The sequence below is a fragment of the Aestuariimicrobium sp. T2.26MG-19.2B genome, assembly GCF_950101875.1.
GTDB classification, from domain to species: Bacteria; Actinomycetota; Actinomycetes; order Propionibacteriales; family Propionibacteriaceae; genus Aestuariimicrobium; species Aestuariimicrobium kwangyangense.
Map to the genome: position 1 here is coordinate 1,370,802 of NZ_CATNLW010000001.1, position 17,377 is coordinate 1,388,178.

Here is a 17,377-nt window from a genome sequence, read left to right on the forward strand (position 1 = left end):
AGGTGGGCGCCCCGTTCGTCGTCCGCTGGGGTGGTGGCCGTCATCCCCGATCGGCGATGGCCTGCTCCAGACGCTCGAGCTTACCCGTCAGCTCACCGGTGTACCCGGGGCGGATGTCGGCCTTCAGCACCAGGGCGACCCGTGACCCGAAGGGCTGTACGGCGTCGACGCACTGTTTCACCACGGCCATGCACTCGTCCCACTCGCCCTCGATCGTGGTGAACATCGAGTCGGTGCGGTGAGGCAGTCCCGAGGCGCGCACGACGCTGACGGCCGCCGCCACGGCGTCATGCACGGAGGCATCGTCGCGGTTCTGGTGAACGCGGTTCTGGCCGTCCGGGGTCTGGTCGTCGCGGGGCTGGCCTTCGCGAAGGGTGGCATCAGAGGGCCGGCCCGAGGGGGCGACGGAGAAGGCGACAAGCATGCTTCCAGTCAATCAGGCCCGGGCCGAACCGTCAGGGGTTGGGTTCGTGCAGGCCCCGGTGGTCCAGAAATGGTCTGGGCTGCGCTCATGGCACGCGAATCGGGCCGGCTCCACCACTGGCGGCCATTTCTGGACCTCTTCCCCAATCGCGCGGTGCGGGCCATGGACCCAGTCAGGCGTCCACCGGGCAACCCGGGGTCGTCGCCACCGCCAGCCCCCCTAGGCTTGCGACGCAGACCAGACCGAGCATCACCCAAGCAGGAGTCACATGAGCCAGCCGATCCGCGTCGTCGTGTGGGGAGAGAACTTCCACGAGAACCACGACGAGCCAGTCCGCGAGATCTACCCCGACGGCATGCACACCGCCATCGCCGAAGGCATCCGCACCCACCTCGGCGAGGGCGCGGAGGTCGAGACCCGGGTGCTCCAGGACGACTCCCAGGGCATCACCGATGAATTGCTGGCGAGCGCCGACGTGCTGCTGTGGTGGGGTCACGCCCGCCACGACGAGGTCTCGGACGAGACCGCCACCCGCGTCCAGCGGGCCGTCCAGTCAGGCCTCGGCCTGATCGTGCTGCACTCGGGCCACCACTCCAAGCCGTTCATCCAGCTGATGGGAACCTCGTGCAACCTCGACTGGCGCGGGTCGGACGACCGTGAGCTGGTCTGGACCGTCGACCCCTCCCACCCCATCGCCCAGGGCGTCCCGCACCCGATCGTGATCGACTCCGAGGAGATGTACGGGGAACCCTTCGACATTCCCGCCCCCGACCAGCTGATCTTCGTGTCGTCCTTCAGTGGCGGTGAGGTGATTCGCTCGGGCGCCACGTGGACCCGAGGCCGCGGCCGCGTGTTCTACTTCCGTCCCGGTGACCAGGAGTACCCCACCTATTTCCATCCCGACGTGCGGCGGGTGATCGCCAATGCCGTGCAGTGGGTGGCCCCCGCCAACGGTCGGCAGGCACCGGTCGTGAATCGCCGGCCGGCGGGCTGGTTCGAGACCGGCGAGCGGCTCGAGGCGGCCGACCCGCGGTTGCAGGTCTGAGCCAGTGCCCCCCGACAGGACGGTCAGCATCCGCCGGGCCACCCCCGGCGATGCCGAGTCGTATGCGCGCTGTCGTGAACAGTCGATGGCGGCGGCCTACGCCCACTTCATGCCACAGGAGTTCTTCGACCGCCGGCTGGAGAGGTTCGAAGAGCTGGTCGCTGACTACGCCCGCGACATCGCCGACGTCGACTTCCGCGCCCATTGGATGGCGACCGACGAGGCCGGCCGCGTACTGGGGATCTGCACGATCGCGGCCGGTCCGGCGCAGTGGGAGCGTGATCTCGGACTGCCCGAACCTCCCGTCCAGCGTGAGCTGGCCCAGCTCTACCTGACGCCCGACGCACAGGGCTCGGGTCTGGCCCAGGACCTGCTGCGGACCGCCCTGCCTCCCGAGCAGGAGGCCTACCTGTGGTGCATGTGGAAGAACCCACGGGCGGAGGCCTTCTACCTGCGGCAGGGGTTCGTCCACGACGGTGTCGAGGTCAGTTGTGGGCCGACGTGGCTCGACCAACGCATGTTTCGCATGTGGCGTCCTCGACGCCCGCGTGCGTAGGGTGAGGCGCCGGTGCGGTGTCGTCCCACGCGCAGTGTGAACCCCCTCCGGGGTCTGCCCTTCCTCCATTGGGAGCAAACCGGGCACATCTGGCAGGGTGGCCACAGGAGGTTCCCATGACGAGTCGACCGTCGGTGGCGCTCTTCGCGACCTGCATCAACGACACGATGTTCCCGGGAACGGCCATCGCGACCGTCCGCCTGCTCGAGCGACTGGGCTGCACCGTCACCTTTCCCGAGGCGCAGACCTGCTGCGGGCAGATGCTCACCAACACCGGTTACATCGCCCAGGCGGCACCTGTGGTGCGCACCTTCGTCCGCGCCTTCGAGGGCGCCGACTACGTGGTCGGGCCGTCGGGATCGTGCGTCGGGTCTGCCCGCCACCAGCACCCGATGATCGCCTCGAAGGTGGGGGACGAGGGTCTGCGGCGGGCTTCCGAAACCCTCAACCAGCGGGTGTTCGAGTTGTCGGAGTTCCTGGTCGACGTGCTGGGGGTCACCGACGTCGGTGCGTGGTTCCCGCACCGGGTCACGTTCCACCCCACCTGCCACTCGATCCGCGTCGCCGGCGTCGGTGACCGTCCCCAGCGTCTGCTCAGGGAGGTCGGCGGCATCGACCTCGTCGACCTGCCCGACGCCGACCAGTGCTGTGGATTCGGGGGCACCTTCTCGGTGAAGAACCCCGACGTCTCCGTGTCGATGGGCTCCGACAAGGCCCGCTCCGCCGTCTCGACCGGTGCGGAGTACCTGGTGGCGGGTGACAACTCCTGCCTGATGCACATCGGGGGCCTTCTGTCGCGGTCGAAGTCGCCGGTCACTCCCATCCACCTGGCCGAGATCCTCGCCTCGACCCGTGAGGACCCCCGATGACCCGGCTCACACCCGCTCCCGACCTTCCCGCCTTCCTGGGGATGCCGCCCTTCCCCGAGGCCGCCCCGGCCGGGCTCGCCAACGCCACCCAACGCGCCAACCTCAGCCACGCCACCCGAACGATTCGAGCCAAGCGGGCGGTCCGGGCGTCCGAGGTGTCGAACTGGGACGACCTGCGGACCGCTGGCATGCAGATCAGGAACCGGGCCCTGCGCAACCTCGACCAGTACCTGGTGCAGGCCGAACAGGCGATGACCGAGGCCGGGGTGACGGTTCACTGGGCGCGCGATGCCGACGAGGCGAACCGGATCGTGGTCGACCTGGTGCGCGCCAAGCAGGCCGACGAGGTGATCAAGATCAAGTCGATGGTGACCCAGGAGATCGATCTCAACGAGGCCCTGGAGGCCGCCGGTGTCGCCGCGTGGGAGACCGACCTGGCCGAGCTCATCGTGCAGTTGGGGCATGACCGGCCCAGCCACATCCTGGTGCCGGCCATCCACCGCAACCGCACCGAGGTCCGTGACATCTTCCGCGCCGAGATGGGGCAGTGGGGCCGTCCCGCACCCGACGACCTCACCGACGACCCGGCGGTGCTCGCCGAAGCCGCCCGGCTGCACCTGCGCGAGAAGTTCCTGCGCGCGAAGGTGGCCATCTCGGGCGGCAACTTCATCGTCGCCGAGACCGGCACGCTGGTGATCGTGGAGTCCGAGGGCAACGGACGCATGTGCCTGACCCTGCCCGAGACCCTCATCTCCGTGGTCGGCATCGAGAAGATCGTGCCGACCTTCGCCGACCTCGAGGTGATGCTGAGGCTGCTGCCGAGGTCGTCGACCGGGGAGCGGATGAACCCCTACACCTCTTTCATCACGGGGGTGACCAGCGGCGACGGGCCCCAGGAGAGACATGTGGTGCTGCTCGACAACGGCCGCACCAACGTGCTCGCCGACGAGGTCGGACGAGCCGCCCTGCGCTGCATCCGGTGTTCTGCCTGCCTCAACGTCTGCCCGGTCTACGAACGGGTCGGGGGCCACGCCTACGGGTCTGTCTATCCGGGGCCGATCGGGGCGATCCTGACCCCCCAGCTGCGTGGGCTCGACTCCCCGGTCGACCGCGCGCTGCCGTTCGCCTCGTCCCTGTGCGGGGCCTGCAACGACGTCTGCCCCGTCCGCATCCCGATCTCTGACATCCTCGTCCACCTGCGCGGCAAGGTGGTCGAGCACAAGACCGCCACTCACCCCACCCCGGAGTCGATCGCCTTCGCGGCGGTGGCATCGACGATGGCCTCGTCGCGGCGGTTGGGTCTGGTGCAGCGGGGGTCCGAACTCGTCGGACGAGCCCTGGGTCTGGTGGGCCGCCGTCGGCTCCCGAGGCTGCCCTGGCCAGCCTCGCTGTGGCTGCGCGACCGCGACCTGGCGGCACCGGCGAAGCAGACCTTCCGCGACTGGTGGCAGCAACGTGAACGGGAGGAGCGGCCATGAGTGGGTCACGTGCTCGCGACGAGATCCTGGCCCGGGTCCGGCGGTCACTGGGCGACGTTCCCGCCGGTGACGAGATCGTGGTCGACTGGACCTACGCCCAGCCGACGCCACTGCATTCTGTGCTGGACACCTTCGAGGAGAACATCCTCGACTACGGCGCGAGCATGTCCCGGGTGTCGCCCGACGACGTGGGTCGCGCGGTGGCGGCGGCACTGCGCGGCATGGGCGCCGGGTCGGTGGTCATCCCCGCCGACCTGCCAGCCGGCTGGTTGCAGGGCTGGGACGACCTGCGTGTGGTCGTCGACTCGGGAGACCTGTCGGCCCGCGACCTTGATGCCATCGACGCCGTCGTCACCGGGTCACTGGTCTCGGGTGCCGAGACCGGGACGATCTGCCTCGACCACGGGGCCGGTCAGGGGCGCCGCGCCATCTCGCTGGTTCCCGACCGTCACGTCTGCGTGGTGACGGCGCGGTCGGTGGTCTCCGACATCCCGGAGGCGGTGGCGGTGCTCGAAGCCTCCGTGAGGCAGGGGAGGCCGGTCACCTGGATCTCTGGTGGTTCGGCGACCAGTGACATCGAACTCAGCCGGGTCGAGGGAGTGCACGGTCCCCGACAGTTGCACGTGGTGCTCGTCCTCTGAGCACTCGTCGTCTGACCATGGGGGCAGTGGTGGCGAAGGGGAGCCAGCTCGCGGAAAGCGCTTTCACAACGTCGATCGATGGGCCAGAATGGTACCCATGAGTGCACCCGTCGTCGTGTTGGCCGTCCAGGACTCCCTCGTCGAGCCCTTCTTCGGACGAGGTGAACTGCAGCGACTCGAGGCTGTCGCGCGGGTGCGTCGGGTGGCCGACGCGGGCGAGCTCACCGCGGACGACCTGACCGGTGCCAACGTGCTGGTCACCGGCTGGGGCACGGCCCGGCTCACCCCAGAACTGGCCTCGGCCGCGCCAGGGCTGACCACCTTGGTGCACTCGGCCGGCAGTCTTCGGGCGGTCCTCGACCCCGAGTGCTACCGGCGGGAGGGCTTCATCGCCTCCTGCCAGTCCGACACCAACGCCCTGCCCGTCGTCGACTTCACCGCAGCGATGGTCGTGCTCAGCCTGAAGAACGCCTTCCAACTGCGGGAGCGGTTCCGGCAGGAGCGCTCGTCCACGGGCGACGCCCGCAGCTGGGGAGCCGACGGCGTCCCGTTCCGCCGCGTGGGTCTGGTGGGCGCCTCCAGGATCGGACGAGGGGTGATCGAGAAGCTGCGCCCTCTGGAGGTCGAGATCGGGCTCTTCGATCCCTATTTGCGCGCCGACGAGGCGGCCGGGTTGGGGGTGCGGCTGTTCGACAGCCTGGTCGAACTGGCGGCGTGGAGCGAGGTGTTCAGCGTGCACGCGCCATGGCTGCCGCAGACCGAGGGCATGATCTCGGCCGAGGTGCTCGCCGCCCTGCCCGACGGCAGCCACTTCATCAACACCGCCCGCGGTGCCCTGGTCGACGAAGAGGCGTTGGTGGCCGAGTTGCGCACCGGACGCCTGGACGCGGTGCTCGACGTCACGTGGCCCGAACCCCCGGCAGCTGACTCAGCCCTGTGGGAGCTCCCGAACGTGTTCATGACCCCGCACATCGCCGGTTCCCAGGGGACGGAGTTCGGGCTGCTGGGGCGCGGGTCCATCGACGAGGCGGTGCGCGCCGTCACGGGTCAACCCCTCCTCCACGCCGTCGATGCCGAGGCATACGACCGTCAGGCCTGAGCTGCTCACCCCAATCGGACGACCCGACTGCACCGGGCCACCACGTCCGCGTCGTGGGTGATCACGAGCACAGGGCTGTCGTCCGCTGCGGCCCACAGGTCGTCCATCAGGGCTTGTGCAGTCTCGTGGTCGAGGTGCTCGGTCGGCTCGTCGAGGATCCACAGGTCCCTCTCCCCCACCAACACCCTGGCCAGGGCGAGCCGCCTGGCCTCCCCGCCCGACAGGGTCGTGCCTGCCTCGCCGATCAGCCGGTCGGGTGGCAGGTCGAGACCGGCCCGGGAGAGGGCCTCGACGATCTCGGCATCGGTCGCGTCCCGCCTGCCGATGCGCACATTCTCGGCGACGCTGGTGCGGAAGATGTGCGCGTTCTGTGCCAGGTAGCCGACGCGACCGGCGGTCTCGATCCGGCCCGCCTGCGCCGGGATCATGCCCATCACCGTGGCGGCGACGGTGGTCTTGCCGATGCCGGACCGGCCCACCAGGGCCACCCTCTCGCCGGCGCCCACCGTGAGGTCGAGCCCGCGGACGACCGGACGGTGACCGGGCCAGCCGGCGTCGAGCCCGACCACCCGCAGCCCGGGGCTGCCGGACGCCTGCTGGCTGGCGTCGCCGGAGCCCACCGGGGGTTCGTCCAAGGTCTGCGACAGGCGGCTGAGGGCCGTCTGGCTGCGGGTGAAGGTCTGGGCCGCCTGGGTGAACGTGGCGAGCACCTCGTGCATGGCCAGCGGGGTGAGCGCCACCACCGCGAGCAGTCGCGGGCCCATGGTGCCCTCAGCGACTGCGGTACCGCCGATCCACAGGGCGGCGACGACTGCGATTCCTGAGGCGATGATCTGGCCGCCGGTGGCGATCCCCCGCAGCCAAGCAGCCCGCGACTCGATCCGTCGCAGTTCGGAGTCGAGGGCGAGGGCCCGGGAGATCCGGTCGTCCGCCGCCCCGTTCGCGACCAGGTCCTGCCCGGCCCGGGCGAGTTCGTGCACCTCGGATGCCAGGGCCCCGCGGGTGGGCACCGCTGCGCTGTCATGGCGCAGCCCGGCACGCTGGGTCAGCCAGGGCAGCAGCACCCCGGCGACCAGACAGCTGGCCAACAGCACCAGGGCGGAGCCGAGGGAGAACCGGGCCAGCATCACGGTCGTGCCCACGACGACCAGGGAGGCGGAGCAGAAGGGGACGACGACACGCACCACGAGGTCTTGGATGGCCGACACGTCGGAGATGACGCGACTGAGCAGGTCGCCCCGGCGGCGTCCGATCAGGGTGGTGCGGGCCAGATGGTTGTAGGCATCGAGCCTGAGGGCGGCCTGCATGCGCAACGCCAGGTCGTGGCCGACCAACCGTTCGAGGTAGCGGAAGAAGCCCCGGCTGATGCCGAAGAAGCGCACCCCGACCGCTGCCGCCTGCAGGTAGAGCACGGGTGGTGCCTCGGCGGCTCGCGAGATCAGCCAACCGCTGACCCCCATCAGCGACACCGACGCCCCGGATGCCGCTCCGGCCAACAGGATGGCTGCCAGCAGCCGCCAGTGTCCGTGTCGGACCGCGGCCATCACCTCTCGCCAGAGGGCCACCGTGCTGGTCCCACGGGTCGACCGGGCGCGAGCCATGCCCCCTGAGGTGGTCCGCGTCGGGGTGGTGACGGCCCCACCGGTGCGGGTCTGCAGGGTCATCGGCGCCCCTCAAGACTGGGGCGTGTCCAGAGATGGACGCGACTGGCGAACTGGTGCGCCAACCGCGTGCCCGGCGCGAGCTGGGGGTCAATTCTGGACCGCCGGGTCATCGGACCCCCTCCGTTGCCGCCAGCCCGGGGACCACAGCGGGAGCCAGTTCGACCACCCGGTCGGCGAGCGCGATCACGGCCTCGCGGTGCGACACCAGCACGACGGCGGCACCCGAGGCCGCGACCGCGGAGATGACGGTGGCCTCGGTGTCGGCGTCGAGACCGGCCGTGGGCTCGTCCAGCACGAGCAGGCGGGCATGCCCGTGCCGCACCCGCACCAGCGCCCTGGCCAGGGCCACCCGGCGCCGCTCGCCGGCGGAGAGACCCTCGCCGTCGTCACCCACGGACCTGTAGGGGTCGAAGTCAGCGGCCAAGGCGGTCAGCGCCTCGACGACCTGGTCGCCGGAGGCATCGGGCGCTCCCAGGCGCACGTTGTCGGCAATGCTGCCGACCACCATCCCGGGGTTCTGGGGGACGAAGGCGATCTGCCTCAACCACTCGCCGCGGTCCAGGTCGGTGACCGCCACCCCGTCAACCGAGACCTCACCGGTGGTGGGCGCCTCGAATCCCAGCAGCAGTCGCAGCAGCGTGGTCTTGCCGCCACCCGATCGGGCCCGCAACGCGATGATCGATCCCGGCGTGACCTCGAACGAGACCGGGTCCAACGCCGGCTCGGCGCTCCCGGGGTAGGTGTATCCGGCCTCGCGCACCCGAAGAGTTGACGAGGCGAGATCGGGGGCAGGCAAGCTGGGCCGGGTGGGCGCCACCGCTCCTGCATCGATGATGGCGAAGGCTTCGTCGGCTGCGGCAACCCCGTCAGCGGAGTCGTGGAAGTGCACCCCGACCTGCCGGACGGGCAGGAAGGCCTCCGGGGCCAGCACCAGCACGAACAGGGCAGTCTCGAAACCGACATGCCCTCCGACCAACCGGAACCCCACGGTGACGGCCACGACTGCCACCGACAGGTTCGCCAGCAATTCCAGCGCGAAGGCCGACAGGAACGACACCGACAGGGTGCGCATCGTCTCGCGTCGATTCGCCTCCTCGCCGATCTCGACACCCCTGGCCTGGGCGCGGGCACGCCCGAACGCCTGCAGAGTCGGCAGCCCCTCGATCAGATCGGCGAAGTGGTTGGCGAGCCGGTCGGCCACCCGGAACCTGCGCGCCACCGCCTGCTGGGTCGTCCAGCCGATCAGCGACATGAACACCGGAATCAGCGGGAGCGTCACCGCGATGATCAGGGCCGACTCCCAGTCGGCCCACAGGATGGCGGCTCCGACCACGGCAGGGACGACCGCCGCCAGCGCCAGCTGCGGCAGGTACTTCGAGTAGTACCCGTCGAGGGCATCGAGGCCGTCGGTGACGACGTGGACCAAGGTGGCGGACGAGGCCTGGTCCGCCGTGGGTCTGGCCAGTCGTGCGCGCAGCACCTCGCGGCGCAACGTCGACTTCACCTCGGCCGCCGCCCGATGCGCCAGCACCTGGTTGAGCCAGGCGAGCAGGGCTTGTCCGAGGAAGACACCCGCGAGCATTCCGAACGTGGCCAGGTAGGAGGCCACCTGACGGGTGGTGAAGATGCCGACCACCGCGTGGGCGAGCAACCAGGCCTGGGCGATCATCAGCCCCGACGTGACCACGCCCACCGCGACGCCGGCGATCAGGTAGTTCCTGGTCGCACGGGCGTGTCGCAGCAGGCGTGGGTGGATGGGTCCGGGCACGGCCTCAGACTAGGCCCCGGTCGCTGCCGGGACCGGCTCGGCAGCCTCCACCGGCAGATTCTGCACGCTGATCCGCTTGCGGAAGACCCAGTACGACCAGGCCTGGTAGGCGAGCACGATCGGCACGAAGATCGCGGCCGCGATGGTCATGATCTTCAACGTGTAGGGAGAGGACGAGGCCGACCACATGTCGAGCCCCGGGTCGCCGCTGCTGATGAAGCCGAGGTTGCCGTACATCTTGAGGAACATCGGGACGATCAGGCCGACGACCCCGATCGAGGTGGCGATGAACGCCGATCCGTCGCGTCCACGGGCGGTCAGCAGCGCTGCCCCCGCAACCGCGAGGGCCGCGACCAGGCCGAGGACCCAGGTGATCGCGTGGGCGGCAGGATGGGTGGGCGCGTGGACGACGTTCATCCAGACGGCCCAGACCATCGACAGCCCCGCGGCGGCGAAGGCGAGTCCGATGGCGAGCTTGCGGGCGTCGTCGTGCACCTCACCCTTGGTCTTGAGGGCCACGAACACGGCACCGTGGGCACAGAAGAGCACCACGAACAGCACCCCGCCGAGCAACGAGAACGGGGTGAAGAGTTGCCAGAAGCCGGTCGTCACCAGCGGCGGGTTCCCACCGACCTCGAGGCCCTTGACGAAGTTCGCGAAGCCGACCCCGAGCACCAGTGAGGGCAGGAACGATCCGATGGTGGCCATCCAGTCCATCAGGTTGCGGTGGCTCATCTCGGGACGCTTCGAGCGGTACTCGAACGCGACACCGCGCAGGATCAGTCCCACCAGGACCAGCAGCAGCGGTAGGTAGATGCCCGAGAACAACGTGGCGTACCAGCCCGGGAAGGCGGCGAAGGTCGCGCCGCCGGCAGTCAACAACCAGACCTCGTTGCCGTCCCAGGTGGGGCCGATGGTGTTGACCATGACGCGCTTGCGCTTGTCGGTGCGTCCCAGGATCGGCAGCAGCATGGCGACACCGAAGTCGAACCCCTCGAGGAAGAAGAAGCCGACCCACAACACGGCAACGAGCACGAACCAGACCGGTGTGAGCGCGGAATGGGTGGCGGTTTCAAGCAGAGTGAACATCAGTTCTCCTGGCCGATCAGTAGGCGAAGGACAAGGGGGCGTCCTCGTCCTCGATGACCTCGACGGGGGCCACGTCCGGCAGGCCCAGCTTCAGGTACTTCATGAACAGGCCCACCTCGAGCACGGCCAGGGCACCGTAGACGACCGTGTAGGTGATCATCGAGAACAGCACCTCACCGGCGCTGACGCCGGGCGAGACCCCGGTCACGGTCGGCATGACGCCGGCCACGAGCCAGGGCTGGCGTCCCATCTCGGTGAAGATCCAGCCGAACGAGTTCGCGAACAGCGGCAGGAACGGCAGCACGGCCATCGCCAGCATCCACGGTTTCGACGGACGAGGGGTGCGCCCGCGGCGGGTGGCCCACAGGATCCACAGGCCGAGGGCCATGCCGGCGAAGCCCAGGCCCATCATGATGCGGAAGGTCCAGTAGGCGACGGGCACGTTGGGGCCGATGTCGGTGATGCCCTGCTTGGCCAACTCGGCCGAGTAGGCCTTCTGCAGCGCGGTCTGGGTGCCGTTGTCCTGCAGGTAGCCCGACTGTGCGAACTCGGCATTGATGTCGTTGATGCCCTTGACCTGTGAACCCCAGGTTCCGTTGGCCAGGTAGCCGAGCAGGCCGGGCACCTGGATGAGGTGTGTGGCCTCGGTGCCCTCGAGGTTGCCGATGCTCAGGATCGAGAAGTTGGAGCCGTCGGCGGTGTTGTAGTGCGCCTCGGCGGCGGCCATCTTCATGGGCTGGACCCGGGTCATCACCTTGCCCTGGAAGTCCCCGGAAGCCATCACGGCGATCGAGGCGGCGAGCAGGACGACGGCCCCGAACCGCGCGGCCCAGCGCCAGGTGGCGGCGTCGCCGTGGGCCGAGGTCTGGTCGTCCGCGGCACCGTGCAGGCGGGCGAGGTGCCAGCCGGCGATGCCGGCCACGAGGGCCCCGGCCACCATGTAGGAGGCCGCGATCTGGTGCGGGAAGGTTGCCAGGAAGACGGGGTTGGTCAGAACGGCGCCGAAATCGGTGAGTTCGGCGCGCCCGTTGCGGAAGGTCGCGCCGACGGGGTTCTGCATCCAGGAGTTGGCGGCAAGGATGAACACGGCCGACAGCATGGTGCCGAAGGCGGCCGCGTAGATCGACATGAGGTGCAACTTCTTGGGGAGGCGGTCCCAGCCGAAGATCCACAGCCCGAGGAAGGTCGACTCGAGGAAGAAGGCGAGCAAGGCCTCGAGCGCCAGCGGAGCGCCGAAGACGTCACCCACGAAACGGGAGTACTCCGACCAGTTCATGCCGAACTGGAACTCCTGCACGATGCCCGTGACCACGCCGATCGCGAAATTGATCAGGAACAACTTGCCGTAGAACTTGGTCAGTCGCAGGTAGCGTTCGTTCCCTGTCCGGTACCAGATCGTCTGCAGGACGGCGACCAGCATCGACAGCGCGATCGTGATCGGCACGAAGAGGAAGTGGTAGACCGTTGTGATCCCGAACTGCCAGCGGGCAAGCACCTGTGCGTCCATGGGCGCGAATCTACTACGAGGCGTCGTAACTTGAGAATCGGTGAAGGGAGGGTGTCGCGTGGCTGTGCTGGGAGAGCTTGAGCACCAAGTGATGCGGGTCGTGTGGGACGCCCATGAGCCGGTCAGCGTGCGCACCGTGTACGAAGCCCTGGTGACGCACCGTGAGCTCGCCTACACCACGGTCATGACCGTGATGGACCGGCTGGCCAAGAAGGGAGTGCTGACGCGCGAGCAACAGGGTCGCGCCTGGCTGTACGTTCCCGCGCAGACCCAGGCGGCCATGGTTGCCGACGAGATCGTCTCGTTGCTGGAGGAGTCGGGTGACCAGGGCATGCGTGTGATCGGGGAGTTCGTGGCCCGGCTGCCACCCGAGCTGGTGGAGCATGCCCGTTTGTGTCTCGGGGTGCGTCCGGCGGAGGTGGCTCCCGTGCGGCGACGCCCGGGTGGGAGTGCGGCCGGGGTGCGCTCGCGTCCGCTGAGGTGAGCAGCCGGCCTCGGCGCTCGTGCCTGAAAGTGTCGTCGCCGCTTCTGTGACCCTGCGTACCGCCGCCTTCGGCGAACCTGCGTATTGCCGCCTTCCGTGATCCTGCGCATTGCCGCCTCCGGCGAACCTTGGTTCAGTGAGGGTGTGGTCGCCCGGCGGTCCAGAATTGGCCCCCAACGGCCGCGAGGTCGACTGATCGTCGGCCCTGAGCGCGATCGGGTCCATTTCTGGACACCTGGAATGGCCGACTGACAGAGTCGCTGCATGGCACTGGCGAGTGAGATCTGGGTTCCCGACACCATCGAGCGTGAGCAGGGCGGGATCGAGAGGCCCCGCATCGCCATCGCAGGCATTTCCATCGAGTCCTCCACCTTCTCGGCCCATCGCTCGGGTGATGAGGCGTTCACCATGTGGCGCGGAGAGGACCTGCTCAGCGGGCTCAATCCGTTCCTGGCCCCTGGCCACCCCTACCGCGATGCGGCGGAGTGGATCCCGGTGGCGCGTGGCCGGTCACTGCCGGGCGGAACGGTGGTGCGTGCGACCTACGAGCGCATGGCGGACGAGATCGTGGAGGGACTTCGCGCCGCCGGGCAGCTCGATGCCCTCTGGTACGACATCCACGGGGCCATGAGTGTCGAGGGTCTCGAGGACGCCGAAGGTGACCTGATCGGCCGCATCCGCGAGGTGGTCGGCGACGAGGTCCTGATCGCCGCCTCCATGGACCTGCACGGGAACGTCTCGCGCCAGCTGGCCACCCAGGTCGACATGCTCACCTGCTACCGGATGGCTCCCCACGAGGACGCACCCAACACCCGCAAGCGCCTCGTCCGGTCGCTCCTCAATCGCCTCCACGGTCGCTTCGGGTCGGATGTCGAGGCCCGCCGCCCCTACAAGGCCTGGGTCCAGGTCCCGGTGTTGCTGCCCGGCGAGAAGACCTCGACCCGGCTCGAGCCGGCCACGAGTATCTACAACGAACTGCCCAAGATCGAGGCGATGGACGCGGTGATCGACGCGTCCTACTGGATCGGGTACGCCTGGGCTGACGAACCCCGTTGTCAGGCCGCTGTCGTGGTCTATGGGGAGGACGCTGAGCTGTGTCGTCGCGAGGCCGAGCGCGTGGCCGCCATGATCTGGGACCGGCACGAGGAGTTCGAGTTCGTCGCACCCGCCGACTCGCTGGAGGTGTGCCTTCAGCATGCGTTGGCGGAGGGTGCGGCTCGTCCGTACTTCATCTCCGACTCCGGCGACAACCCCACCGCCGGCGGCTCGGGTGACGTCACCTGGACGGCCCATCAGTTGCTGGCCCACCCCGTGCGGACCTCCGGGCTGACGGTGATCCACGCCTCCATGTTCGACCCCGCCGCGGTGGCAGCCTGTGTCGCGGCCGGCGTCGGCGGACACGTGTCGCTCGACGTGGGCGCCGGCGTGGACGACACCACCGCTGGTCCCGTCCCGCTGGCGGGTGAGGTGTTCTCGATCACCGAGGGAGACCCGGTGGGGGGCACCATCGCGGTGATCAAGGTCGACTCCCTGCACTTCGTCGTCACCGAACGACGCAAGCCCTACCACCACGAGAGTGACTTCACCGAGCTGGGGCTCGACCCGCGCCACGCGGACATCGTGCTGGTCAAGATCGGCTATCTCGAGCCGGAGTTGTACACGATGGCGGCCGACTGGATGATGGCGCTCACCCCCGGGGGGGTCGACCAGGACCTCATCCGGCTGGGTCACCACCGCATCGAGCGTCCGATGTTCCCGTTCGACCCCGACATGGATCGGCCGGCGCTCCAGGCGGAGGTGCTCCGCGGTCGGTGAGGGCTCGCGGTCTCCTCGCCGCTCTCTGGGTGACAGGGAGCAGTGAGCGCGCTCGTCCGGCTTCGCCCCTCAGGCACTCGGCCTGTCCAGAAGTGGCCCCGAATGCCCCGCTGGGCCGTGGAGCAGGCGAACTGTCCACAGCCGGGACCACTTCTGGACAGTTGTCCACAAGCTCACCGAACCGCTGGGACCGACCCGGCGCTTTGGAGCACAACCTTCGGGTGAACTCCCGCACCGAACTCGACCATCTGTTCGCCACCGACGGCGTCGTCGCCTCGCGAGACTGTCTGCCGCGGCAACGGCGGATGCTGTCTCGGCTGCTGGAGGAAGGGGCCATCGCCAGAGTGCTGCCGGGGATCTACGCCCCGGCTGCGGTGGCCGGGGACCTGCGGGTCAGGTGCGCCGCCATCCGGCTCTGGGACCCGGATGCGGTCGTCTCGGGTCTGGCCGCAGCTAAGTTGACGTTCTGGCCCAGCGCGAAGGTCGACCGGGTGCAGGTGCACAGCCGCCGCAAGCGCCATGGTCCAGCGTGGCTCCGGCTCTCGCGGAGTGTGGTGCCGGACGAGCAGGTGGTGACTCGTGAGGGCCTGCGGGTCACGCGCTCGGCGTGGACGGCCGTCCAACGCGCTGCTCATGACTCCGGTGAGGCCATCGACACGGCACTGAGGGAACGGGCCATCAAGTTGGATGACCTCTTCGACGCATGGCGGGCCCACTGCGGACGACACGCCAATGCGGCCCGTCGTCCGGTCGTTCTGGCGTCGAGGACGAACCCGTGGTCGCAGGGTGAGCGGGGACTTCACCGCGAATTGAGGGTGGGCGGTGTGAAGGGGTGGGTGGCGAACCACTGGGTCGCCCTCTCCGCAGGCCGGGTCGCCCTGGATGTCGCCTTCCCAAGGCTGCGTCTCGGCTTCGAGTTCGACGGCTATGCGGTGCATGGCAATCGTGAGGCGTTCGAGCGCGACCGGGAGCGCCGGAACGCCCTCTATGTCGAGGCCGGGTGGACGGTCCTCAACATCACCTGGGCGATGCTGGCCGATCCTGCGGCCTTGGTCCGCATGGTGCGTCGGGCCATCAGCCGGGCAAAGGTCAGTGCGAGGCGCCGCGTCCGAACCCGTTGACGTAGTGGCCGCGCACGTGATGGAGGGGCTCGGCGTCGTCCCCCAGCGAGATCTGGGCGGCGATGCAGGTCACCTGCAGCGACCAGCCCACCTCGACGGACGACTCGAGCTCCAGTCCGGCCCACGTCGCCGAGCTCTGCAGGTGTGGCCCCCAGGGCGTCGACTCGAACTCCGCCGCAGCGAAGGGGCCGCCGGGCGCGGGGGCGAGGCCCGCGAAGATGTCGGCGAGGTGACGGTCGGGCCAGTCGACCAGGTTCACCACGGCGCTGCCGGTGCTCTGCAGACGGTCGGTGAAGGCTGCGTCGGGGTCGAGCAGCGCCACGACCCGCCAGGGGTCCCCAGCCGCGACCATCATGGAACTGACGGTCAGCCCCGCAGCACGTTGGTCCATGGGAACACCGGGGGACTGGTCGGCAGGGGCCGAAACCTGCTCGGACAGGGAATGACTGGTGCCCGGCAGCAGCCCGGCGGTCCAGATGGACACCCGTGCGCCCAGTCGTCCCCGCAACTGGCGGCCCGCGTCGCGCTGCTGGCCGAGGAAGGGATGGGAGCTGTGGATCGTCATGGCTCCTTCAGGCTACCGGTGACGCTCGGCCCCTCGACCCGCGTCTGCGGGCCCGATCAGAATCCTTGGGGCAGTTGCGGGATGTAGGGCTGCTCGAGGGCGGCCACCTCCTCGTCACTGAGCTGCAGGTCGAGGGCGGCGACGGCGTCTGCCAGGTGGTGCGGCTTGGTGGCCCCCACGATCGGTGCCGTGACGACGGGGTTCCTCAGCACCCACGCCAGTGCCACCTGCGCCATCGGCACGCCACGGTCGGCAGCGATCCGCTCGACCTCGCGGATGATCGCCTCATTGCCGTCGCCGAAGAATCGCTTGGCCACCGGATCGACCTCACCGCGGGTCGTCCCGTGTTCCCCATACGGACGAGCCAACCGGCCCTTGGCCAGCGGGCTCCAAGGGATCGAACCCACTCCTTGGTGGGCCAGCAGCCCGAACATCTCCCGCTCCTCCTCGCGTTGGATCAGGTTGTACAGGTTCTGCATCGAGACGAACCTGGTCCAGCCGTTGAGGTCGGCGGCGTGCTGCATCGTCGCGAACTGCCAGGCCCACATCGACGAGGCGCCGAGGTAGCGGACCTTGCCCATGCGGACGAGGTCGTGCAGCGCCTCCATGGTCTCCTCGACCGGCGTCTCCGGGTCGAAGCGGTGGATCTGGTAGAGGTCGACGTAGTCCGTCCTGAGCCTTGCCAGCGAGGCGTCGATCTGCTCCATGATGGCCCGACGGCTCAACCCACGGCCCCCCGGCCCCTCGTGCATGGGGAAGAAGACCTTGGTGGCCAGCACCACGTCCTCGCGGCGGGCGTACTTCTTGATCGCCCGACCGACCAATTCCTCCGAACTGCCCAACTGGTACACGTTGGCTGTGTCCCAGAAGGTGATGCCGAGGTCGACGGCTTGCCTGAAGAAGGGTGCAGCCTCGTCCTCGTCGAGCGACCACTCGTTGAACCCGCGCTTCTCACCGAAGCTCATGCAGCCCAGCGCGATCCGCGAGACGCGAAGGCCTGAGTTGCCCAGTCTGACCTGATCCATGGTGTGACCTTTCCTGTGATGTCTCTTCCATGGTGAGGGCTGGCGTCCTCGAGCAGGGAGGCACTGGTGGGACCCCGATGCCCTTCCGATGCTTGGGGGCCACGGTCCAGAAGTGGACCCCACCGGCAGCGTCCCCGCCACAACTGCGGCCGAAGCCCTGTTCGGGGCCATTTCTGGACGAGCCAACCCGGTCACGGCGAAGGGGGTACTGGTGCGCCCTCCCCCAG

At 69.0% G+C, this 17,377-nt stretch carries 16 protein-coding genes; 9 read left to right on the top strand and 7 right to left on the bottom strand.

Annotated elements, in window-relative coordinates; translation table 11 throughout:
• Nucleotides 1-40 precede the first annotated feature (40 nt).
• Nucleotides 41-424, bottom strand: a complete 384-nt coding sequence (locus QQZ11_RS06105; RefSeq protein ID WP_284549264.1) for a thiamine-binding protein — start codon at nucleotides 422-424, stop codon at nucleotides 41-43.
• Between the two features lie 268 nt (nucleotides 425-692).
• On the opposite strand from QQZ11_RS06105, the gene QQZ11_RS06110 reads away from it, so the two are divergent.
• The 6 genes from QQZ11_RS06110 (at nucleotide 693) to QQZ11_RS06135 (ending at nucleotide 6,112) form a co-directional block, all read left to right on the top strand.
• Nucleotides 693-1,469 (top strand): ThuA domain-containing protein, encoded by a 777-nt coding sequence (locus tag QQZ11_RS06110; RefSeq protein ID WP_022908709.1) that lies wholly within the window; start codon nucleotides 693-695, stop codon nucleotides 1,467-1,469.
• Between the two features lie 4 nt (nucleotides 1,470-1,473).
• On the top strand, nucleotides 1,474-2,025 hold the full coding sequence (locus QQZ11_RS06115) for a GNAT family N-acetyltransferase (protein WP_284549266.1): 552 nt from the start codon (nucleotides 1,474-1,476) through the stop codon (nucleotides 2,023-2,025).
• Between the two features lie 116 nt (nucleotides 2,026-2,141).
• Nucleotides 2,142-2,894, top strand: coding sequence for a (Fe-S)-binding protein (locus tag QQZ11_RS06120; protein WP_284549268.1), 753 nt, complete (start codon nucleotides 2,142-2,144; stop codon nucleotides 2,892-2,894).
• A complete protein-coding gene (locus QQZ11_RS06125; protein ID WP_284549271.1) occupies nucleotides 2,891-4,372 on the top strand; it encodes a LutB/LldF family L-lactate oxidation iron-sulfur protein in 1,482 nt (493 codons plus the stop codon). The genes QQZ11_RS06120 and QQZ11_RS06125 overlap by 4 nt, the downstream gene beginning before the upstream one ends.
• A complete protein-coding gene (locus tag QQZ11_RS06130; RefSeq protein WP_284549273.1) occupies nucleotides 4,369-5,013 on the top strand; it encodes a LutC/YkgG family protein in 645 nt (214 codons plus the stop codon). The genes QQZ11_RS06125 and QQZ11_RS06130 overlap by 4 nt, the downstream gene beginning before the upstream one ends.
• Nucleotides 5,014-5,110: 97 nt before the next feature.
• On the top strand, nucleotides 5,111-6,112 hold the full coding sequence (locus QQZ11_RS06135) for a hydroxyacid dehydrogenase (protein WP_284549275.1): 1,002 nt from the start codon (nucleotides 5,111-5,113) through the stop codon (nucleotides 6,110-6,112).
• A gap of 5 nt (nucleotides 6,113-6,117) precedes the next feature.
• Here the strand turns inward: QQZ11_RS06135 and cydC are convergent, their stop codons facing one another.
• The 4 genes from cydC to QQZ11_RS06155 form a co-directional block, all read right to left on the bottom strand.
• Nucleotides 6,118-7,713, bottom strand: a complete 1,596-nt coding sequence (gene cydC / locus QQZ11_RS06140) for a thiol reductant ABC exporter subunit CydC (RefSeq protein ID WP_446698835.1) — start codon at nucleotides 7,711-7,713, stop codon at nucleotides 6,118-6,120.
• Between the two features lie 169 nt (nucleotides 7,714-7,882).
• Nucleotides 7,883-9,484 carry a thiol reductant ABC exporter subunit CydD gene (gene cydD / locus QQZ11_RS06145; RefSeq protein ID WP_284550179.1) on the bottom strand — a complete coding sequence of 534 codons (1,602 nt, stop codon included), beginning with the start codon at nucleotides 9,482-9,484 and terminating at the stop codon, nucleotides 7,883-7,885.
• Nucleotides 9,485-9,553: 69 nt separating this feature from the next.
• Entirely contained in the window at nucleotides 9,554-10,633 is a 1,080-nt protein-coding gene (cydB, locus tag QQZ11_RS06150; RefSeq protein ID WP_284549277.1) for a cytochrome d ubiquinol oxidase subunit II, read from the bottom strand.
• Between the two features lie 16 nt (nucleotides 10,634-10,649).
• The gene (locus QQZ11_RS06155) at nucleotides 10,650-12,140 is read right to left on the bottom strand and encodes a cytochrome ubiquinol oxidase subunit I (protein WP_284549279.1); all 1,491 of its coding nucleotides are present in this window, start codon (nucleotides 12,138-12,140) and stop codon (nucleotides 10,650-10,652) included.
• A 58-nt stretch (nucleotides 12,141-12,198) separates the two neighbouring features.
• Here QQZ11_RS06155 and QQZ11_RS06160 point away from each other — a divergent pair, with 58 nt between their 5' ends.
• The 3 genes from QQZ11_RS06160 to QQZ11_RS06170 all read left to right on the top strand — a co-directional run bounded on the left by QQZ11_RS06160 (nucleotide 12,199) and on the right by QQZ11_RS06170 (nucleotide 15,560).
• The gene (locus QQZ11_RS06160) at nucleotides 12,199-12,624 is read left to right on the top strand and encodes a BlaI/MecI/CopY family transcriptional regulator (RefSeq protein ID WP_284549281.1); all 426 of its coding nucleotides are present in this window, start codon (nucleotides 12,199-12,201) and stop codon (nucleotides 12,622-12,624) included.
• A gap of 264 nt (nucleotides 12,625-12,888) precedes the next feature.
• Complete coding sequence (locus QQZ11_RS06165) at nucleotides 12,889-14,439, top strand: M81 family metallopeptidase (protein ID WP_284549283.1); 1,551 nt, start codon at nucleotides 12,889-12,891, stop codon at nucleotides 14,437-14,439.
• Between the two features lie 221 nt (nucleotides 14,440-14,660).
• Nucleotides 14,661-15,560: a hypothetical protein gene (locus QQZ11_RS06170; protein ID WP_284549285.1), complete on the top strand. Its 900-nt coding sequence runs from the start codon at nucleotides 14,661-14,663 to the stop codon at nucleotides 15,558-15,560.
• On the opposite strand, the gene QQZ11_RS06175 is transcribed toward QQZ11_RS06170, so the two are convergent.
• Nucleotides 15,529-16,125, bottom strand: coding sequence for a flavin reductase family protein (locus tag QQZ11_RS06175; protein WP_284549286.1), 597 nt, complete (start codon nucleotides 16,123-16,125; stop codon nucleotides 15,529-15,531). The genes QQZ11_RS06170 and QQZ11_RS06175 overlap by 32 nt on opposite strands.
• A gap of 56 nt (nucleotides 16,126-16,181) precedes the next feature.
• Nucleotides 16,182-17,150 (bottom strand): aldo/keto reductase, encoded by a 969-nt coding sequence (locus tag QQZ11_RS06180; RefSeq protein ID WP_284549288.1) that lies wholly within the window; start codon nucleotides 17,148-17,150, stop codon nucleotides 16,182-16,184.
• Between the last annotated feature and the right edge of the window lie 227 nt (nucleotides 17,151-17,377).